The sequence below is a fragment of the Vibrio sp. THAF64 genome (assembly GCF_009363455.1).
Classification (GTDB): Bacteria; Pseudomonadota; Gammaproteobacteria; order Enterobacterales; family Vibrionaceae; genus Vibrio; species Vibrio coralliilyticus.
Genome location: NZ_CP045355.1, coordinates 1,988,519 through 2,008,815 on the forward strand (window position 1 = coordinate 1,988,519; position 20,297 = coordinate 2,008,815).

16 protein-coding genes are annotated in these 20,297 nt (G+C 45.1%); 5 read left to right on the forward strand and 11 right to left on the reverse strand.

All coding sequences use genetic code 11. The features are described from left to right. Positions 1-150 precede the first annotated feature (150 nt). The 5 genes from FIU99_RS09080 to FIU99_RS09100 form a co-directional block, all read right to left on the reverse strand. A complete protein-coding gene (locus FIU99_RS09080; protein ID WP_152472203.1) occupies positions 151-2,247 on the reverse strand; it encodes a TonB-dependent siderophore receptor in 2,097 nt (698 codons plus the stop codon). Between the two features lie 285 nt (positions 2,248-2,532). Beyond that, the gene (locus tag FIU99_RS09085; RefSeq protein WP_251768362.1) at positions 2,533-3,849 is read right to left on the reverse strand and encodes a histidine kinase sensor domain-containing protein; all 1,317 of its coding nucleotides are present in this window, start codon (positions 3,847-3,849) and stop codon (positions 2,533-2,535) included. A 74-nt stretch (positions 3,850-3,923) separates the two neighbouring features. Beyond that, on the reverse strand, positions 3,924-4,589 hold the full coding sequence (locus FIU99_RS09090) for a response regulator transcription factor (protein WP_038158988.1): 666 nt from the start codon (positions 4,587-4,589) through the stop codon (positions 3,924-3,926). Between the two features lie 116 nt (positions 4,590-4,705). Next, positions 4,706-5,482 carry an MBL fold metallo-hydrolase gene (locus tag FIU99_RS09095; protein WP_006962462.1) on the reverse strand — a complete coding sequence of 259 codons (777 nt, stop codon included), beginning with the start codon at positions 5,480-5,482 and terminating at the stop codon, positions 4,706-4,708. A 114-nt stretch (positions 5,483-5,596) separates the two neighbouring features. Continuing rightward, positions 5,597-6,469 (reverse strand): DMT family transporter, encoded by an 873-nt coding sequence (locus tag FIU99_RS09100; RefSeq protein ID WP_152472205.1) that lies wholly within the window; start codon positions 6,467-6,469, stop codon positions 5,597-5,599. A 464-nt stretch (positions 6,470-6,933) separates the two neighbouring features. Here FIU99_RS09100 and FIU99_RS09105 point away from each other — a divergent pair, with 464 nt between their 5' ends. Both FIU99_RS09105 and FIU99_RS09110 read left to right on the forward strand, forming a co-directional pair. Beyond that, on the forward strand, positions 6,934-7,326 hold the full coding sequence (locus FIU99_RS09105) for a SulA-like leucine-rich domain-containing protein (RefSeq protein WP_006962466.1): 393 nt from the start codon (positions 6,934-6,936) through the stop codon (positions 7,324-7,326). 196 nt (positions 7,327-7,522) lie between these two features. Beyond that, positions 7,523-8,626 carry a phosphoribosylaminoimidazolesuccinocarboxamide synthase gene (locus tag FIU99_RS09110; RefSeq protein WP_099607255.1) on the forward strand — a complete coding sequence of 368 codons (1,104 nt, stop codon included), beginning with the start codon at positions 7,523-7,525 and terminating at the stop codon, positions 8,624-8,626. A gap of 44 nt (positions 8,627-8,670) precedes the next feature. Here FIU99_RS09110 and FIU99_RS09115 read toward each other — a convergent pair whose 3' ends face one another. After that, entirely contained in the window at positions 8,671-9,012 is a 342-nt protein-coding gene (locus tag FIU99_RS09115; protein WP_152472206.1) for a hypothetical protein, read from the reverse strand. Positions 9,013-9,168: 156 nt separating this feature from the next. Between FIU99_RS09115 and FIU99_RS09120 the strand changes: the two genes are divergently transcribed. Next, positions 9,169-9,882, forward strand: a complete 714-nt coding sequence (locus tag FIU99_RS09120) for a helix-turn-helix domain-containing protein (protein ID WP_301339510.1) — start codon at positions 9,169-9,171, stop codon at positions 9,880-9,882. Here FIU99_RS09120 and FIU99_RS09125 read toward each other — a convergent pair. Beyond that, positions 9,874-10,443 carry a nucleotidyltransferase family protein gene (locus tag FIU99_RS09125; RefSeq protein ID WP_152472208.1) on the reverse strand — a complete coding sequence of 190 codons (570 nt, stop codon included), beginning with the start codon at positions 10,441-10,443 and terminating at the stop codon, positions 9,874-9,876. The two genes, FIU99_RS09120 and FIU99_RS09125, sit on opposite strands and share 9 nt — an antisense overlap. 164 nt (positions 10,444-10,607) lie before the next feature. On the opposite strand from FIU99_RS09125, the gene FIU99_RS09130 reads away from it, so the two are divergent. Beyond that, positions 10,608-11,519 (forward strand): LysR family transcriptional regulator, encoded by a 912-nt coding sequence (locus FIU99_RS09130; protein WP_038511112.1) that lies wholly within the window; start codon positions 10,608-10,610, stop codon positions 11,517-11,519. Here the strand turns inward: FIU99_RS09130 and FIU99_RS09135 are convergent. The 4 genes from FIU99_RS09135 to gyrA all read right to left on the reverse strand — a co-directional run bounded on the left by FIU99_RS09135 (position 11,516) and on the right by gyrA (position 18,923). After that, positions 11,516-12,385: a YjjW family glycine radical enzyme activase gene (locus tag FIU99_RS09135; RefSeq protein ID WP_006962476.1), complete on the reverse strand. Its 870-nt coding sequence runs from the start codon at positions 12,383-12,385 to the stop codon at positions 11,516-11,518. The two genes, FIU99_RS09130 and FIU99_RS09135, sit on opposite strands and share 4 nt — an antisense overlap. Positions 12,386-12,394: 9 nt before the next feature. After that, positions 12,395-13,936, reverse strand: coding sequence for a YjjI family glycine radical enzyme (locus FIU99_RS09140; RefSeq protein WP_006962478.1), 1,542 nt, complete (start codon positions 13,934-13,936; stop codon positions 12,395-12,397). Between the two features lie 152 nt (positions 13,937-14,088). Continuing rightward, on the reverse strand, positions 14,089-15,972 hold the full coding sequence (locus FIU99_RS09145; RefSeq protein ID WP_006962480.1) for a methyl-accepting chemotaxis protein: 1,884 nt from the start codon (positions 15,970-15,972) through the stop codon (positions 14,089-14,091). A gap of 308 nt (positions 15,973-16,280) precedes the next feature. After that, positions 16,281-18,923, reverse strand: coding sequence for a DNA topoisomerase (ATP-hydrolyzing) subunit A (gene gyrA / locus FIU99_RS09150; RefSeq protein WP_152472209.1), 2,643 nt, complete (start codon positions 18,921-18,923; stop codon positions 16,281-16,283). A 287-nt stretch (positions 18,924-19,210) separates the two neighbouring features. On the opposite strand from gyrA, the gene ubiG reads away from it, so the two are divergent. Next, positions 19,211-19,918, forward strand: coding sequence for a bifunctional 2-polyprenyl-6-hydroxyphenol methylase/3-demethylubiquinol 3-O-methyltransferase UbiG (ubiG, locus tag FIU99_RS09155; RefSeq protein WP_006962484.1), 708 nt, complete (start codon positions 19,211-19,213; stop codon positions 19,916-19,918). Positions 19,919-20,297 lie beyond the last annotated feature (379 nt).

Here is a 20,297-nt window from a genome sequence, read left to right on the forward strand (position 1 = left end):
ACTGATTAGTGAGAAGCAATCTCATTTTCACTCGCACGACATAGTAACGCGATTACATAAAATTTCAATCAACCATATGCTCAATATGCATTTAGGGGAAAGACCATGCCTTTCCCCTAATGTATCAAAGTTGATTAACCGTATTGTGTTTTAGTATTTGATTTGTAGAGTCGCCATATAGTTTCGACCTTCACCAATCACAACGTCTTCGGCATAAGCGTGTTTTGAAGATGTTGAACCTCCACCAGCAAGGTAATCTGTATCAAACACGTTTTCGACCGTCAGACGAGCCACCATATCAAGGTTTTCATCGTATTTAAGCGTGTAGGCCATACCCATATCGACACGTGTGTAAGCGTCTTTCTTGAACGTGTTCGCATCGTCACCGTAGCGAGAACCTTCGTAAATCACACCGACATTGAGATCAACTTCGTTGGTTGCCGCGTAGCTGGACCAAACACTCGCCGCAAACTCAGGTACATCCACAGGGCGATTACCTGCGTAAGTCTCGTGCTGTGTGATTTCAGCATCTAAGTACATAGCCGAACCCGTTAGCGATAAACGCTCTGTCACAAAGCCTTGTGCTGACAATTCCGCGCCGCGGTGTTCTTGCTGACCGTTTTGAGTCTTGATGTAATTCCCTGTTGCTGTGTCTTCAACATCCATCGAGATGTTTTCCTGAGTGATATCAAATACAGCACCAGAAACAAACAGACGATTATCCAGCAGCTCCCACTTAGTCCCTAGCTCATAGGAAACGCCTGTTTTCGCATCCAGCAAAGCACCATCGTTGAGGTAAGTACGGCTTCCGCTTGATACCTGACCTTGAGGCTCAAAGCTTTCTGAGTAAGACAGGTAAACACTACCATTGTCAGCTGGGTGGTAAATCACACCCAATTTTGGAGCGACGTGTTCTTCTGCAACACCATTTGCGACTTTACGGTCAAAACGCAGGCCTGCAATAACCTGCCATTGTTCGTTCAGCGTCACCATATCCTGAGCGTAGAAACCCCAAGTATCGTAAGCGCTGTGGCTGACTTTATCGCTCCCGCTAAATGTTGGAACAGATACGGATTCGCCCGGCGCCACATCCTGACTATTGAACCCTTTCTGGTTGCGATCATAACTGTAACCTAACCAGTTAGACCCCATTAGGAATTGGTGTTCGACACCGAACATCTCAGTGTTCGCAACTAGGTCAACATAAGCGGTGCGGAATCGCCATTTATCATGACGGTTGCTACCACCATGAGATACAGTACCTGTTCCATCAGAATTTAGGTTAGAGAATCCCGGGTAGCTTTCAATATCTACACGCTCGAAATCCTGATAGTTGTAACCTGTTTTCAGGCTCCATACGTCCGTCAGTGTTGCGTTGACGTTGAAACCAATGTTTTCTACGTCATTTTCAATCTCAGACCATTGTGCGTCCCAGATGTGCTCTTTGCTGCCAACCAGTTGGCCGTCCAGCGTATAAACTGCTCCCGAGTCAACGCTGCCTTTATCGTTGGTTTTGTCGTAGTGAACAGAAACTGTGATATCGTCGTTGACGTCGTAATCAACGAACAGACCAGCGACAAGTCGCTCAGTTTGAGGTTTTGAACCATCACCATACGTGCGCCATGAACTGTAGCTCTCTTTCGATACAATAGTTCTAGCTCGCAGCGTCTGAGCGTCATTGAGTGACCCGCTCACATCTACCATGGTACGAGACTGGTCATCTGAACCGATATCTTGACTGACTTGAACTTGTGTATCGTATGTTGGCTTCTTTGCCACCATGTTGATCAAGCCACCCGGAGCCGAAATACCGTAAAGAAGACCAGATGGTCCTTTTAGTACTTCTACTCTTTCCAGTAATTCGACAGGCTGGCGGTAGTGAGACCAGTGTTGGTGGCCATCACGAAGGAAACCAGAAGAGCTTTCTACATCAAATCCACGCAGTGCAAAGCGTTCACGGTTCCGACCTGTACCACCTGCGCTCACGCTAGCGTCGTTTTTCAGAACATCTCCAAGAGTCGTAGCACGCTGCTCTTCCATTACCTGACTATCAATGACGGTCACTTGACCAGCCGTTTCCAACTGACTCACTTCCATACGCATTGATGTCGAGTTTGTGTCAGCCTTATAACCATACTCACGGCCTTCAACAACCATGTGCTCATCAGTCTGAGTGGTTTGCGCGCTAACTGAAGGTGCAGCTAATACAGCACCGATGACCAGTGCTAACTGACTCTTAGTAAACATATTCATCTCCGAATTAAATGACGACCCCAAAAGCCGCCTGACTAATTATTTCGGCGAGAATATAAGTGATAACCAATATCATTTGCATTAAATTTACATTCTTTGCATTCGTAAATTTATCGATGCAGAAATATTAAGTTTACTGGTGAATGAATGCCTCTGCAGGCTTGCGGAATAATAATGTTGTTCTGAGAGCAGTCAAACTTACCGCAACATCGGCAACACTCTTGATTATAAGGGTATCAATGCAGAAAACACTGACATCCATAATGAAAAGCACAGCCATTAAGGCTTTGTTTTTATTGGGAAATAGAGTTGAATACTAAGGCCATGGGGCAAACGATTCTGCGCCCTGACCTCGCCTTTCATCAAAGTCATGGCTTCTTTGACAATTGCTAATCCTAAACCGTAGCCCCCAGACTGCTTGTCGCGTGCTGACTCCATCCGAGTAAATGGGCTGAAGATATCCTCTAACGCGGCTTCTGGAATACCCGGACCATCATCCGCGACGTCAAACACTAAATACTGATTGCCGTGTTCAGAAGAGGCTTTAATCGACACCTCGATGTGCGCATCCGAACCGGCGTATTTCATTGAGTTTGATATTAGATTGCTAAGACAGCGCAAAATTAAACGTTCATCAGCATGTAACATAGGAAGAGATGGCGCTACATTGAGAACCAGTTGTTGCTCCGCTCCCAGCTGAAGTCGGCTTTGATTTACTTGCGTGTTCGCAATGCTTTCTGGGCAGACAGGCTGAACGTCGGTCACGTAACGAGAGTTCTCTAGTCTGCTGAACTCTAAGATCTCACCCACCAACTTATCCATTTCATCGACCTCTTTTTCTAATCGGTCAACCAAAGCTTGCTCTTCTTCGCCCGCTTTTCTGCGTAGTAGATGCAGCGCTAAGTTTTGCCTAGCTAAAGGCGTTCTCAGCTCATGAGACACGTCTCGAATCAACCTTCTCTGCTTCTCAGCCAGTGAATGAATCTCTTGGGTCATGCCATCAAAATCATGGGCGAGCTGGTTAAACTCGGTAATATTGGAGTTCAGCTCACTAACGACATTGACTCGAAAATTGCCCAGAGAAAGCTTGTTACTTGCTTCACGTAATCGATCAAGAGGCCTTTGTAACTTGCGCGCCAATATCTGAGAAAAAAGAATCAGCATGATAATGGCGATGATAATTTTGCTCACCGTCAGATAAACAATAAAACGGTGAGCCGGATGCACTTCACTAGGCAGCTGAATAACCAAAGTGTTTCTTTCTATTAGCGGAATACCTATCAGGGGTTTGCTGACTTGATCATTGAGTGGTCCATCGAGCTCACGCAAGAAACGCAGCTTGAATTCAAAATGTGGGTGCATCTGACGATGAGAAAGCGGCTTATTCTCTTCATTCAAAACGAACAGATAAAAAGGCTGCGCATTCGCCCAGTCAGCTAAATCGTCCATGTCTCCTTCTTCGATCAATACATTAGCCTCTTCAGCTAACGTTAACATCTGAGCTTTCAGTGCTGGCGGCACTTTTAGTACCGCTTTCATTAATGCTTGCTCCGCGACAGCTTGAAGAAGCAATATTGAAATGATAACAGCGGACATGTAGCTAAATAACTGAAAGACCAGCGCATCCTTACGTGTTGCAATAGCTTCTGGGCATCGAAGAGAAAACACGGCTAGCCCCTGACAGAGTCGACAAAGCTATAGCCTTTGCCGCGCACTGTTTTGATGTGTTGTTTCGACAAGCCCGCTTCAACCAACTTGCGCCGAACATTGCTGATATGCATATCCAGATTGCGGTCAAATGGACTGAGCTCTTTTTTCAATACTTCAATCTGAAGCTCCGCTTTGGAGACAACCACACCATCATTACGCATAAGGTAGTTGAGTAAATCAGATTCTGTGCCAGTCAGTGGCACACCGGACAAGTGTTCAGCAAAACCTACACTGCTCTGACAGCCTGATTGACGCTGTTTTTCCAATCCAACTCGACGGAAAATCGCTTTAATACGAGTCAACAACTCAGGCACTTTAAAAGGTTTAGCAATGTACTGGTCTGCACCCGCCTGATAACCGTCGAGCATCGACGCTTCATCATTCAGTGCAGTTAGCATCAATATCGGCGTGGCAAATCGTTGGCAGATACGCTTCGCGACCTGCATGCCGTTGAGTTTGGGTAACATAACGTCAAGGAGGACGAGATCAACAGGCTTTTTCTCAATGTATTGCAGCGCGCTCTCGCCACAATGAACGCTCTCTACTTGATAGCCTTCTGCAGAGAGCACGTCCACTAGCAGTGCACACAGTTCAATATCATCATCAACGACTAGAATTCGGGACATCTTGTTATATTGCAAATGAAAAGATTTCGCATTCTAATCTGCATTATTATCAGTGACAATACCGTTCTGTATCCACTCCCATTGTTATGCTATTTCTTGTTCAAATCCGCTGTCATTCAGCGCTTTTTCTTCACTCCAAATGCCCACAACGCACCGAGTAAACCACGTAACTTCACTTTCGTTGCTCGCCAATGGGTGGCAGGAGTGCGCGGCGCGACTTTGAGTAAATGATCATAAGCGCTTTGATCAAACTGGACCTCGCCTCCGTGAGCGAGTAGCAAAGTTTTAGGTTCCATTTCGTAAACACGATGAAGGGAATGGCGGTACTTGTTCGGATGAAAAATAGGAAAAGGGGCGATCAGTCGTTTCTTCACTTCAACCATTAAGTCGGCAACATAAAGGATATCTTGTTGTTCATGATGAAGAGATAAATCCCGATCAGTATGACCTGGGGTCTCTAGCACTTTCCAATCTTCAAAACAGGGAATGGCTTGCCCATCGGTGAGTTTAATATCAGGGTGCAGGTTTCGCGAATACCATAATTTTCGCTTAGGACGCTTCATTCTCCCTGCGACCCAGCGAGCTAAAGCCAGATCTGTCAAGTGCATTAAGATGCCATCCCAACCACCGTACCATTGCTTGTCTTTCTCAGCTGATACAATTTTGCAGCCCGTCAGCTCTCTCAGCTTGTGAGCAGCTCCAGCGTGATCTGGGTGCATGTGGGTCACCACCACCACCTTAAGGGAATGAAAAGGCTTCCCGAGCGTTTCAGTGATGTAGCGCTCTAAATATGGAACATCTGCCCTACTCGCCCCATCCAGTAGCATCAGCTTATCTGGATACTCGGCTAAGTACATTTTCTGAATATAACCATCAATGGTATGAAGCTTCATTTGAACTGCCAATTTAACAATGTATTTACATTTTCCAATTTAGCAATAAGCCAATAAATGAACAGAGTAAATACTCCATGATGTGACATCGGACCAGTTGGTCAAATATGGGGATTAGCGTTTGAGTCTCAAGAGACGTCCATCTGTGCGGTAGAAAATCAGAGCGAGTAAAATCAAACTACATCCTAGCAGTTTGTTGGCCGAGAGCTGTTCGCCATACCAGATAATACTGAGTATCACGGTCCAGATCGGTTCAAGTAGCATGATAAGGGCGGCATTGCCTGGATTGCTGTGTTTCTGGCCAAGCGTCTGCATCACGTATCGCAAGCTAGTTGCAAGAACGGCACTGGCAGCAAACCATCCCCAAATGCTGGCATCCACACTAACAGGTACTGTCTCAAATAAAGCGGAAGCCACTAAAGCAATAACGCCAGTAACAAATAGCTGAATACAAGTCAGTGTCAGTACCGGTAGGTTTTGTGCTAGTCGGCTATTCACATTGAAATGCAAAGCAAGTAGACAGGCATTGGCTAAGAACCAAAGTTGTCCAGCTGAACTGTTCCACTCTCCTTGTAAAGAAAGAAATGCCAGACCGGATACCGCAATCGGCATCGCAATCCAGAACGCACGCTTTGGCCGTTCCTTGTACAGCGCCCAAGCAACAATAGGAACAATAATCATAGATAAGCTAACAATAAACGCCCCTTCACCAAGGGTTTCACTGACTGCGATAGCATGTACCCAAGCAAGGAGCGCAAGCGCCAGAATACAACCGCCACCCATTGCTTGAGCAAGCTGTTTTAGGCTGAGTTGTTTGAGTGATTTGAAACAGAAAGGAAGTAAACATATTGAAGCGACCACAAAGCGTAAACCGACAAAGCCAAATGGCGGTAAACCTTGAATCGTTTCTTTGGAAAAAATCCACCCTAAACCGGCCAATGCGGTAGTGGCAACAAGAATCCAAGCGGCTTTGCTTTCTGAGTTCAATACAAATTCTCTTTAATTATTATTCTGTTAATTCGGGAATTTCCGATAGTCGCAGATTTGTTCAAGAATTACCAAGAAAAGTCTAATCCTATTTTCGTGCCCAATATTATATATACAGAGAATATGGTGGCACTTGATGAAAAAAATCCCCGATACCAAAGTCTCATGGTACTCAACATGTGCATTTCTTTACTTGCCGCATCACTAGACGTTATTCAGGCACCTCGACAACCACTGTATAACACTGTATGAAAAATTGTGTTTTAGATCACATTTCCTCATACTTCTATCTCATCGCAACGCTAGAATAGAAATAAAAATTAATGCTTAAAAACAAACAGTTAAACAAAAAACTTCAGATACCACGCAAAATAAACGTACAAAAAGACAACAAATATTGCTTGATCAACTGACACAATTAAACTACTGTATAGACATACAGCATGTATGTAAGGACAGTAATTATGTTTCAGGTACACACTACAAATCGCTCAGTTTCTAAATTCAATGTATTGGCTCAACCAACTCAACCAATGAACATTGCAGACTCGACGCTCAGCCGTTTAGCAGGGTTGTCTAACCAGAAACAATGGATCTTGTTCACTGCCGAATGCCCTCGTCCAGATTACGAACAGTTCTCTTCATACAATGTCAGCTGTAAAAAGATCATTCAGATGAAGTCTTCGCAAACACAGTCAGAGTTTGAAATCGTAGTCAAAGCAATTAAATCCGGTAATGCCAGCGCTGTTGTCGCATCAGATAATATTGAACTCGTAGAACAATCATTGCTTCGTGATCTCGCGAGCCAATACCATTGCGAAGTCTTCTTTGTTGAAAGCCACAATCAATTCCACTAATTTCATTTGCACTGTCTTCTGCCTCTCTTTTCGAGAGGCTTTTTTGTTTTTAGCTAATTTCTAATTCCTAAAGAACATTTACAAGCAAACGTTTGCTTTTTCTCTGGAAGGTTAATTTAGTTCTGGTATGATTCTCTGCAAATCGATTGCCTCTCGCCGGCAACCTTCCATTTTTGACAAAGATAGGAATGTCTAAATGAGTCTCGCTGATCAAGTTCTTGCTGTTAATGATGATCTTCCCATTCGTACCAACAAACCCGTTCATAGTGGCAAAGTACGCTCTGTATACTGGCTAACAGAGGAAGACAGCCAACGTCTGATTAAGGAAAAAGGCTACGATGTTGCGGAAGATGCACCGCTTGCCATCATGGTTATCAGCGACCGCATCTCTGCATTCGACTGTATCTGGCACGGACAAGGCGGATTAAAGGGCGTACCCGGTAAAGGGGCGGCACTCAACGCGATTTCCAATCACTGGTTTAAGCTCTTCAAAGAGAACGGTCTGGCGGACAGCCATATCTTGGATATTCCTCACCCTTTGGTTTGGATCGTTCAGAAAGCGAAACCAATCATGATTGAAGCGATTTGTCGTCAGTACATTACTGGCTCAATGTGGCGCGCTTACGACAAAGGCGAACGTGACTTCTGCGGAATCCAGCTACCAGAAGGCTTAGAGAAAGACACCGCGTTACCTGAGCTTTTGATGACACCGTCAACTAAAGGCATTCTGAAAGGCATTCCCGGTGTCCCGGAAGCTGACGATGTGAATATCACGCGTCAGAACATTGAAGATAACTTTGCTGCGTTCAACTTCTCTAGCGCGAACGATATCAGCCTGTATGAAAAACTGCTGAGCGAAGGGTTTGCTGTGATCAGTAATGCTCTGTCTCAAGTTGAGCAAATCTTCGTTGATACCAAGTTTGAATTTGGTTATGTGCACGATGCCTCAGGCAATGAAAAGCTGATTTACATGGATGAAGTGGGCACACCAGACTCTTCTCGTATTTGGGATGAGCAAGAATACAAAAACGGTCATATTGTTGAAAACTCTAAAGAAGGCTTCCGCCAGTTCTTACTTAACCACTTCCCTGATCCTGATATTCTGCTTAACAAAGAACGTATGCCTGAGCGTGAAGCTTTAGCGCGCGATAACGAGCTTCCGCTTGAGGCGCTGATGGAGATTTCACAGACCTATACAGGCATCGCAGAGAAGATCACCGGGCAACCGATCAAACTGAGTGCCAATCCGAAACAAGAAATTATCGATGTACTGAGCAGAGAATACGGCTTGGTTGACTAATCAATGACGCCCAAGTCATCACTTGGGCGTCTTTCTCTAACTTACTATCCCTTAAAACCTTCTACGGTTCCCTGTTCAATGTAAGCCTGAGCCAAATGCCCTACAAAGCAACGGCCCGGATTATCTCCTAGTATCCATTCTTCCGGCGTAAACAATTCAAACAAACCAAAGCTTGCCAATGCTGGAATGGCTAATTTTAAATCCTGCACAACTTCGCCACGCTCCCCTTCGTTGTATCTGATTATATTGTGCAGCATCGCCCCAACGGTTCCGGTTGGAATCATAGTGCCATCTTTCAATGTTACGATCGGCAGTACCTGACCTTCGGCAACTATTTTGTGGTTAACCGCCGAAAGCTGCTGCGCTAGAGATGTATTCTTATCCATTTTTCAATCCTCTTTTGATTACTGTTACGTGGGGTTGCCAAGTCATAACGCTTGAAACCTCAAACACAGGGATAGAATAACGGCTAACGAATAGGCATAATTTCTTTAAATAGACATAATATTTACTTATTACGCCATATGAATTGCATTGAAATATTGAAGATTCATCACCCAGCGGCATCCGAAACCGAATGGCACCAGCATGAGTATGCGCAGCTTTACTGGGTGAGCAAGGGTATATTTACGATTGAAACAAGTGATCAGCAATGGACGATTACTCCCGCATGTCTTGGCTGGATTCCTCCCCATTTACAACACAGATCTGATGTTGTGGCTGACATAGAAGCTGTCATGATCTACGTACCTTCAACTTGGCTCAATGCCTTTCCGCAACAAGCGAAGGTCATTCAATCCAACACTCTTATTCAAGCTCTCATTGAGCGAATTACCCATTTCAACTTATCGGCGATGACAGAGCCTCAACAGCGACAGTTTCAAGTTCTGCTGGATGAGATTCACCTTGCCCCTGCGAGTAATCTCTATTTACCTCTACCCAAGGAGGCAAAAATGCGCCAAATCGCCGATACCCTATTAGCAACACCAGATGACGCCCGCTCGCAAACAGAATTAGCGCATGATTTTGGTACCAGCACACGGACTTTGAGTCGGCTGTTCAAGAAAGAAACCGGGATGGCTTTTGGGTTCTGGCGACAACAAGCCAGACTCGTCAGCTCATTGCCTATGTTGGAAAAAGGCTTAAGTATCACTTGCGTCGCACTGTCTTGTGGGTACAGTAACACCAGCAGCTTTATCACTGCTTTTAAAGCACGTTTTGGCGTCACTCCCAGTGTGTATTTCGGTTCACAGTAGTGGCGTATCAGTGTCTGTCACAACTCGTAATCGAGGCCAGTTTTCCATCCAGCGCTTACTTTTCACCCTTTGATGAAACAATGCTTGAGAGCGCTTAGGGTTGTGCGTCACTTTCAAAGCGAACAAGCTATCAAAACCAAATGATGAAAGGCACTGGTATTCTCCACGCGCAAGCTGTCTAATTGCCACCGCGGTTTCTTTTTCCGGCCAGAAACTCATGGCATCAATCAAATCCGTATACGCGCGATCACCATTGCGCTCATGCATCATGGCTTGGTTTCTAACCTGCCAGTTCGCGTCCGGCATCAACTCCTGAAGCTCTAATTCGTAGGCCTTGTATCGTTCTGGGTCGGATTCATCCAAATCAAAATAGATGACATCAAGATCGTTGAGTAGTGTCGGGGTTTCTTTGTTATGTAACGCATCCCACACTAGGTTTCTGACAAATCCTGCGGCTAAGAAAACATGGGGGATCTCAGATTCAGCAACACACGCTAAAGCGCGCATCCGAAAACTGTCTTTTTCAATCCATTGGATTATCTGGTCGCTGTGGTTTTCCATTTCATTCTTCTGAATTTCTCATTCTGCCTAATCCTAGCATGACGTGGTTAAACGGTTCCTAGATAAATCGACCACTTACAACTGACAGAATTTTTGATCAGGCTCGTATCTAATTTAAGCCATCAAAGGTATAACTTGCCCGTCTTTCTTTTCCGGCCTTTTCAATGGATTACGTTGCCCTTTCTCGAATCAGTTTAAAGCACCTGACGGTATTACATGTACTATTAAGTACGCACAGTGTCAGTGGTACCGCTCAAGTTCTATGTGTTACCCCATCAAGCGTCAGTAAAACACTCAGTCAGCTTAGAGAACAACTTAAGGATGAACTTTTTTATCGGGAAGGAACGTCACTGGTCCCCACCCCCTTTGCGCTGTCCGTTGCCAAAGACGTACACAAGATCCTTGCTTGTATGAACGGAATTCTCCATCAAGGGGAGTTTGAACCGAAGAATTTTTCCGGAACGGTATCGCTATCGATGCGCGAGAGTACCTTCGAGCTTTTTTCCGAGCGAATTACCGAAATCGGTCGTGAGTTAACGTCAGCTAACATCCAGATTTTCGCCAAAGAAGAGCTCAGCTTTGATGCCCTGCTGCGTGGACAAGTTGATTTTATGATTTTACCTCACGATATCAGCCAACCGCCAACACGCAGTCGCGACCTAGTCTGGGAGCAGATTCAGGAGGATGAAATGGTCTGTTTGATGAGTCCAACGCACCCTCTGGCTAACCAATCGATGAACACTGAACAGTATCTAGCTTACCAGCACATCGGTATTTTGGATAAGGATCTGTCCGCTCCCTACTTTGAGCAGAAACTCACCCAACAGTATACGTCGAGAAACATCGCCATATCCGTCGCTGATTTTGGTTCGGCAGCGGTTATCTGTCACCAAACTGAGTTGTTACTGACTTGTTCGAAAATGTGGGCAGAGAAATCGCTGCAGGCAGAAACTCTGATCCAAAAGCCTCTGCCGTTTTCCTATGGAAAGGTTACTTACAGCTTGGTCTGGAACCAAGCGAGCCTAAACGACCCAGCTCTGAAGTGGTTGCACTCTCAACTGATTAAACCAGTTTAGACATAAACACTGGGTAGCTGAATGTTTTGGTGAATCAGTGGCCGCAAAGCATCATGAAACTGCAACATTTGCGATTCTGTACATTTCGGCCACTCTAGCGCTTCACCCATCACGCCATGATGCTGAAACGCATTTAGCCGCACATTAACATTGTCAGGCAGCGTATTAATAAGGCGTGCGACTTCTGTGACTTCTTTGTCCAAATCACTTCTGTACGGTATATGTAGTAAGCGAAGCTCATGCAACTTCTGCTTATCTGCCAAATAGCGTATTGAGTGAACCACCTTGTGATTATCACGCCCAACCAACCAGTGATGTGTCTCTTCCTGCCAAGACTTAAGGTCAATCATTGCACCGTCAAGATAAGGCAGAACCTTATCCCAACCAGACTCACCTAGGTAGCCATTGCTGTCAATGAAACAGGTAAGATGGCAAAGCTCTTTGTCTGATTTGATGCGTTTAAATAACTCGATAATAAAAGGCAACTGCATTGTCGCTTCGCCACCGGATATCGTGACACCGCTGATAAACCACTTTTGCTCATTTATCAGCTCGATGATTTCTGGTATCGAGTAGTGACGCACTTTAGGGCTAGAACGATGTGTGCACAGATCAACACACTGGTCACAATGCGTACATTTGCTCTCATCCCATACGACTTTCCGCTTCGTATCGAATGACAGCGCATTTTCTGGGCACCCTGCGACACAATCCCCACAGTGATTACAATAATTAATCGTATGGGGATTATGACAGTTAATGCAGTTAAAATTGCACCCCTGTAGGAAAAGGACCAGTCGATTACCTGGTCCATCCACGCACGAGAACTTGAGGATACGGCTCACAATGGCCTGCCTTTCGCTCATATGCTTACCCTATTTGTAAACCGGCTGACTTTCCATACTCACAACTCGCGGAGCTCTATCCAAAATCCCTGTATTATTAGCCGCTTCAGCGCCAAGAAAAGTCGTATTTTTGCGCGAACCTTGCTCTGAGAACTTATCTATATCTGACAGTTTGATCATATAGCCAGTAACTCGCACCAAGTCATTTGAAGCAACATTGGCCGTGAACTCTCTATACCCTGAACTCAGCGCCCCCTTACACAAATTAAACATCGCTTCCGGGTTTGACTTCACCGTTTCATCTATCGTCAAAATATCACTAATACCAGAGGTATAATGCTGATGGTGCTTGGCGGTTGCTTGTACATAAGCAACTGGGTCTGGCTCGGTGCCATAAGGAATGCGAACTCCTGGGGTCACTCCCTCATCGAGGCTAATCCCCCCTTGAGCATGTAGAAGCGCCTTACCTTCAAGACCGTACTTCACCTCTGAACCTTGCACGATTTCAGCCAGTTTCTCAGAAATTAGATGGCCTAGCTCGTTCGCTTCTAGGTCATGTCCATAGCAACCCTTTTCTCCCGACTTATCCATAAGAAGATTAACCGCTTCAGCCATACCGTAGATGCCAAACATTGGTGCAAAACGCTCTTCGTCAATCAAACCTTCTTTGGTTAAAAAGCCTTTAAAGAAATTCGACTTCTCATGTAAATGTGAGCTGCGTGAGTCCATCAACTCGACCATTAATTCACTGTAATAAGGCAACAGTTGATTGAGAAAGTCTTCGGTGTCTGATGCTAGGTTCGCCAGCAGCTTAAGATTCATTCTGACTAGAGTATTCGACCCACCAGCCAGAGGCAGAGAGTTGTAGCAACTCACAATACCAAATCGTTTTTCGCCGTAGCTGCTTGCGTGCATTGGGTAGTTAGCAATATGAGGTTTACTGCATTCACAAATGTTACTCGTTGCCTGACGTAACAAATCATCCGGTGTCACAGTCGGGTCGTACATAAAAGTCAGATTTGGTGCAATTTGCTTGAGCTCAGCGTCTATTTTTAAGATCGTTCGACAAATGATGTTATCCGAAGGACCAATATTAACGTGCATAAATGCATCAGGCAGTGTTCGGTCTAGCATGATCCAAAAGCGCTTGAGCTTCTGATAGATCGCCTGCTCACTTAACTCACCCACATAGGGAAGCAATACGTCATCAAGCTGCCCTAGATATACTGGAATATTAGTCACTGACGGCACATGATGATAAATGATTGTCAGCAGGTTAATCGCATCGTCAAAATCACTCGCTGGCTCTAGCTCTAGATACTCAGAACCTTGTTGAAGAAACTTGGCATAATCAGGCAAGACATATCGCGGTTTAAATGGTGCATGACCTTCAAACATATCGCATAAAATGCCTTCTTCCATTGCAAGACGAACAGGCTCTGAGACAGGCATATAAGGGAGGCTAGCCTCTGCTTCTAAGGCTAAGAATTGATTCTTCTGTTTAGGGTTTAATTTGGCATCAGTGACAATTTCTTGTACGCGTTGCTGGAAAGAGTTGAGAGCTTCAGACATTGTATATTCCTTATTGTTTTTAAGGATTTTAGACCCGAGCTCTCCTTGTCGACAATTGAAATATATTTAATCCCTCTTTTCCAATTTGGAAATACAAAGACAATAAAAAAGGCTCGGTAGTATTCCGAGCCTTTCGTCATTTAATTAGACACTTACAGTTTAAAGCGGCCAATTTCCTGTTCTAGTTCGTGAGACAGCTCTGAAAGCTGAGCGGCTTGTGCTGCAGCGTCGTGAGCTTCATCAGCAAGCTCGTTTGATACATCGCGAATACCAACCGTATTGCGAGTGATCTCAGAGGTTACCGAGGCTTGTTCTTCCGCGGCAGAAGCAATCTGTGTCGCCATATCGCTGATTTGCTCAACCGCTGATTGAATCTGAGTTAAGCTGACCGCTGCTGAGTCCGCATCGGTGACGCTGGTGTCTGCAAGCTGACGGCTATCGCCCATAATGCTCACCGCTTTACCCGTGGTACTTTGCAATGTTTCGATCATTTGCTGAATCTCTTGCGTCGACGCATGGGTGCGTTGGCTAAGAACACGAACTTCATCAGCGACAACAGCGAAACCGCGACCTTGTTCGCCAGCACGTGCCGCCTCAATCGCAGCATTCAGTGCCAACAGGTTCGTTTGCTCAGCGATATCCTGAATTGTGGATAGAATCGTGCTGATGCTATTACCGTGCGTTTCAAGTTCTTGGATAACATCTGTAGCAACTTGTACTTCTTGGGCCAGATTCTGAATCGAAGACTGAGTCTGAACAACTTGCTTACCACCGTGAACACACGCTGTCACCGCTTCCGTTGAGTTTTGCGCAGTGTTATCTGCATTGCCAGCAATTTCTTGGGTTGCTGCTGCCATTTCATTGATTGCAGTCGCTACCATATTAATCTCATCTTGCTGGAGACGAATACGTGCGCTGCGCTCTTCAGCATGTTCCGCCGTCTGCTTAGCTTGCTCTGAGAGTGACGCCGATACATGACTTAGCTTGGAAACCATCGCATGCATGTTGCCAACAAAGGTGTTGAAGTTCGTTGCCAATTGGCCCACTTCATCATCACTGCGAGGTTCAAGGCGCTGTGTGAGATCCCCTTCACCAGATGCGATTTCTTCAAGAGCGTGAGATACGCGTCCAAGATCGCGGAACAAGAAGCTCACCAGCCAAGAAACAACCGCGATAACAATGATTGTGATGATCGTTGCCGTCAGCAGCAGGTTTTCCAGCAATGCGGTGTGCGCCGCTTCTTCTGTTTGACGATCCATCTCAATGGCGAAAATCCACTGCGTACCAGGAACCTTTTTGAAGAAGTAGAATTTCTCCTGACCTTTGCGCTCAATGATCTCCATTGCACCTGAATTCGCAGCGTTTTCAATCGCGCTCATTGTCAGCTTTTTAGATAGCGTAGTCACAGGTTTGAGAGAAAGATCTTTGTTCGGATGTGCTAGGAATGTGCCATCTTGCGTATCAATCAGCATTGCGTAGGCATTTTCACCCGCATCTAGGTTGATAACATCATCGATAAGCTGGTCAATCAATACATCAGCACCCACTACGCCTACCAATTTGCCATTGCGACGAACAGGTTCTGCAATAGTAACCAACAGTGCATTAGTGATTGCATCTTTATACGCTGTGGTAATGATCTGACGACCGGCTGCGTTCGCATCTTTATACCAAGGACGAACGCGCGGATCGTAATCCGCACGATTGCGCTCAGGGTGGGAACGGAACATACCACCTTCTGGCGTGCCTAGGAAAATATCATCAAAGCCGCCCGCTTTACGGGCCTGCTGAAGATAAGGAACAACGTCTTGCTCTTGGCTGTAATCGTTAAACGCTTTAGCAATATCCTCACGGATGGTAATCCAATCTGAAATACCTTCCGAGGCAGCGGTAGCTAGACTTTCTGCTCTGGCATTTACGCCATTGCGAGTTTGCTGGAAAAGTTGGTCGGCAGAAAGCCAAGTCAATGCACTCGCCATTAGCACAACGGCTAATAAGCTGGCACCGATGAGTTTTTGTTTCAGTGACAGTTTCATGATAGTTAATATTGGTTGTGGAACAGACAGAAGCTGCGAATTTTATAGGCAATTTCGCATTCATGCACGCAATATTATTGAAATATTATTTACCTGTAACTATTTGTAATAACGTTATTTTTTTGGCGTCATACCTTTGTCAGAGATAATTTTATCAATTAGATATTGATGAAATTTATCACTCTCAACTTAAGCGACTGATTACTATTAGTTTGTTTCTAACATGGTGATTTGGGAAGGCAAGATCTCTGAATTTCAGACACAAAAAAGCCGGGTTCAAACCCGGCTTTTAAACATAACGTCAACGATTATTCTTGCTCGTCTGCGTCAGTATCAACCTCAGCGTCTGGTGTAGATTCTGGAGCGGCTTCAGATACTTCACCTTCCTGACCTTCTAATTCTTCGCCTTCAGGCAAATCAGACTCTTCAACTTCGTCAATACGCTGCAAACCTACAACGTTTTCGTCTTCAGCAGTACGGATAAGAGTAACACCTTGCGTGTTACGACCAACTTGCCTAACTTCCGCTACGCGTGTGCGGACTAGAGTACCAGCGTCGGTGATCATCATCATCTCATCGCCTTCTTCTACCTGTACCGCGCCAACGACACTACCGTTACGCTCAGAAACCTTGATAGACACAACGCCCTGAGTTGCACGACCTTTCGTTGGATACTCGGCCAGCTCTGTACGCTTACCGTAACCATTTTGCGTCACTGTCAGAATGTCACCTTCGTTAGAAGGAACAATCAGTGAAACAACCTGATCATCATCAGCCAGTTTCATACCACGTACACCTGCCGCAGTACGACCCATAGCACGAACTTTATCTTCGCTAAATCGAACCACTTTACCTGCTTTAGAGAACAGCATGATGTCACTGTCACCATCGGTGATATCAACACCAATCAGTGAGTCATCTTCACGCAGGTTAACCGCAATCAGACCATTAGAACGTACGTTCGCAAACTGATCGAGAGAAGTCTTCTTAACCGTTCCATCACCCGTTGCCATAAAGATGAACTTCTCTGGGCTGAATTCAGAAACAGGTAGAATTGCTGTGATACGCTCATTTTCTTCTAACGGAAGAATGTTCACGATTGGTTTGCCACGTGCAGTGCGGCTAGCTTGCGGTAATTGGTATACCTTCAAGCGATATGTTTTACCACGAGTAGAGAAACATAGGATGTTGTCATGAGTATTAGCAACAAGCAGACGCTCGATGTAATCCTCTTCTTTCATCTTGGTTGCACTCTTACCTTTACCACCACGTCGCTGAGCTTCGTAGTCGCTCAGTAGCTGATACTTAACGTAACCTTCGTGAGAAAGCGTTACAACGACGTCTTCGCGAGCAATAAGCTCTTCCATGTCGATATCATGGATTGCAGCAGTGATTTCTGTGCGACGTGCATCGCCGAAACCGTCACGAACCGCTTCAAGCTCTTCGCGGATCACTTCCATCAAGCGCTCAGTGCTTGCAAGGATGTGCATTAGCTCTGCGATTTCTTCTAGAAGCTGTTTGTACTCATCAAGAATCTTCTCGTGCTCTAGACCAGTCAGTTTCTGTAGACGAAGATCTAGAATCGCTTGTGCTTGCTGCTCAGTCAGGAAGTACTGACCATCACGGATACCAAACTGAGGCTCTAGCCACTCTGGACGAGCCGCATCTGTACCTGCACGCTCAAGCATTGCTGCAACATTGCCTAAGTCCCAACCGCGAGCTACTAACCCTTCTTTGGCTTCAGCAGGTGTTGGAGCGCGACGGATCAATTCAATGATTTCGTCAATATTTGCAAGTGCAAGTGCTAACCCTTCAAGGATATGAGCACGTTCACGAGCTTTGCGTAATTCGAAGATAGTACGACGAGTCACCACTTCACGGCGGTGGTCAACGAAGCACTTCAGCATATCTTTCAGGTTAAACAGTTGTGGCTGACCATTGTTCAGCGCAACCATGTTGATACCGAAAGTCGTCTGTAGCTGAGTATTTGCGTACAAGTTGTTCAGAACAACTTCACCTACCGCATCACGCTTACATTCGATGACAATACGCATACCGTCTTTATCAGACTCGTCACGTAGTGCACTGATGCCTTCAACTTTCTTATCTTTAACCAGCTCAGCAATTTTTTCGATTAGGCGAGCTTTGTTAACCTGGTACGGAATCTCTGTGACAACAATGGTTTCTTTGCCATTCTTGTCTGCTTCGATTTCCGCTTTAGAACGCATGTAGATCTTACCGCGACCTGTTTTGTACGCGTCTACAATGCCTTTACGACCACTGATAAGCGCTGCCGTAGGGAAATCAGGACCAGGAATATAATCCATTAGCTCATCAATAGTGATCTCTTCATTATTGATGTAAGCCAGACAGCCATCGATTACCTCAGTCAAGTTGTGCGGAGGAATGTTGGTTGCCATACCTACCGCGATACCAGAAGCACCGTTCACCAGTAAGTTAGGAATTTTTGTCGGGAGAACTGCCGGGATTTGCTCCGTACCATCATAGTTAGGTACGTAATCGACAGTTTCTTTGTCTAGGTCAGCCAGAAGTTCATGGGCGATTTTCGCCATGCGGACTTCGGTATAACGCATTGCCGCCGCTGAGTCACCATCGATGGAGCCAAAGTTACCTTGGCCATCAACAAGCATGTAACGTAGTGAGAACGGCTGAGCCATACGTACGATAGTGTCGTACACAGCGCTATCACCGTGAGGGTGATATTTACCGATTACGTCGCCAACTACACGGGCAGATTTTTTGTATGGTTTATTCCAGTCATTACCTAGTACATTCATCGCGAACAAAACGCGGCGGTGTACAGGCTTTAGGCCATCACGCACATCTGGAAGAGCACGACCAACGATAACGGACATCGCATAGTCAAGGTACGAACCTCGAAGCTCATCTTCAATGTTTACGGGCGTGATCTCTTTAGCTAGATCGCTCATAGAGCCAATATCCCTCTATTTATAGATCGTATGTACAATACGTTTAAGGTGCAAAAATATAACACACAAATCAACAGTTCGGCATTACTTTCCCTCTCCTTTTATCAGGTTGTGAGCTTGGTTGTGAATCAAATGCTGAGAAATTGCACACTCTGAATTTATCTCGCTGATTAATGGTTATATTTTCACCACCTCTTGAGAAAAGTGATCCCTTCTATGGAGAGTTGAGAGTTAAGGGTTATAATGCCCACCTGTTTCAAGGAAGTCGTTAAGTAAATAGAGTAGTTATGACCCAGTCACAAAATGTCGATCCAAACGAAATCAAAAAATTTGAAGAGATGGCCTCTCGCTGGTGGGATTTAGAGGGTGAGTTCAAGCCTCTGCATCAAATCAACCCACTACGACTGAATTACGTATTGGATAACACGAATGGCTTGTTTGGAAAAACCGTTCTAGATGTTGGCTGTGGCGGTGGAATTCTTGCTGAAAGCATGGCGAAAGAAGGCGCAACAGTGACTGGCCTTGATATGGGTAAGGAGCCACTAGAGGTAGCTCGATTGCACGCACTGGAGACAGGCACTGAGTTGTCCTATATACAAAGTACAATTGAAGACCATGCTCGCGACAATGCAGGCAAGTATGATGTCGTCACCTGTATGGAAATGCTTGAGCACGTTCCCGACCCTCAATCTGTCATTAGTGCTTGCGCTGCATTGGTCAAGCCCGGTGGTCACGTGTTTTTCTCAACACTAAACCGAAACTTTAAGTCTTACCTATTCGCTATTGTTGGGGCTGAAAAGCTACTACGTATTGTTCCAGAAGGTACACACGATCATGAAAAGTTCATTCGGCCAGCAGAGCTAATTAAGATGATTGATCATACCGACCTAACAGAAATGGGGATAACGGGCCTACTTTATAATCCATTAACGGATAGCTATAAGCTCGGCAATAAAGTTGATGTGAATTATATTGTTCATACGCAAAAGTTTTAATAACAACACGTATCATTCATAAGTCTAACATATAGAAAGCGGTGGCATATTGCCCCGCTTTTTTTGTTATTTTTTCGCCCATTTTTGGGGCTCTGATTCCAAAATATACAGCCATAAAATCACGCTCAGAATTCCTGAAAGATCAAGGAATTTTTTTTTGTTTGTGGTTACTTATAAACCGATCTCAAAACGGTAATTTTATACAATCAATTAGACTCTAACCCCATCGGTTAGTGTCCACTTACTGAAATTTTCATTTTTGTTAGTTATCCACAAGTCATCCCAGATCTGCAACTTGAAAAGGGGCATGGATAGCACTATCTTGTAACTCGCACAGCAATGCACCCCTATATGTTGTGTTTGTACTACAATATATAGA

Excerpts from the sequence above, each read along its gene's own strand:
- FIU99_RS09080 (WP_152472203.1), bottom strand. The coding sequence starts at position 2,247 with ATGTTTACTAAGAGTCAGTTAGCACTGGTCATCGGTGCTGTATTAGCT.
- FIU99_RS09085 (WP_251768362.1), bottom strand. The coding sequence starts at position 3,849 with ATGTCCGCTGTTATCATTTCAATATTGCTTCTTCAAGCTGTCGCGGAG.
- FIU99_RS09090 (WP_038158988.1), bottom strand. The coding sequence starts at position 4,589 with ATGTCCCGAATTCTAGTCGTTGATGATGATATTGAACTGTGTGCACTG.
- FIU99_RS09095 (WP_006962462.1), bottom strand. The coding sequence starts at position 5,482 with ATGAAGCTTCATACCATTGATGGTTATATTCAGAAAATGTACTTAGCC.
- FIU99_RS09105 (WP_006962466.1), top strand. The coding sequence starts at position 6,934 with ATGTTTCAGGTACACACTACAAATCGCTCAGTTTCTAAATTCAATGTA.
- FIU99_RS09110 (WP_099607255.1), top strand. The coding sequence starts at position 7,523 with ATGAGTCTCGCTGATCAAGTTCTTGCTGTTAATGATGATCTTCCCATT.
- FIU99_RS09115 (WP_152472206.1), bottom strand. The coding sequence starts at position 9,012 with ATGGATAAGAATACATCTCTAGCGCAGCAGCTTTCGGCGGTTAACCAC.
- FIU99_RS09125 (WP_152472208.1), bottom strand. The coding sequence starts at position 10,443 with ATGGAAAACCACAGCGACCAGATAATCCAATGGATTGAAAAAGACAGT.
- FIU99_RS09130 (WP_038511112.1), top strand. The coding sequence starts at position 10,608 with ATGGATTACGTTGCCCTTTCTCGAATCAGTTTAAAGCACCTGACGGTA.
- FIU99_RS09135 (WP_006962476.1), bottom strand. The coding sequence starts at position 12,385 with ATGAGCGAAAGGCAGGCCATTGTGAGCCGTATCCTCAAGTTCTCGTGC.
- FIU99_RS09140 (WP_006962478.1), bottom strand. The coding sequence starts at position 13,936 with ATGTCTGAAGCTCTCAACTCTTTCCAGCAACGCGTACAAGAAATTGTC.
- FIU99_RS09145 (WP_006962480.1), bottom strand. The coding sequence starts at position 15,972 with ATGAAACTGTCACTGAAACAAAAACTCATCGGTGCCAGCTTATTAGCC.
- gyrA (WP_152472209.1), bottom strand. The coding sequence starts at position 18,923 with ATGAGCGATCTAGCTAAAGAGATCACGCCCGTAAACATTGAAGATGAG.
- ubiG (WP_006962484.1), top strand. The coding sequence starts at position 19,211 with ATGACCCAGTCACAAAATGTCGATCCAAACGAAATCAAAAAATTTGAA.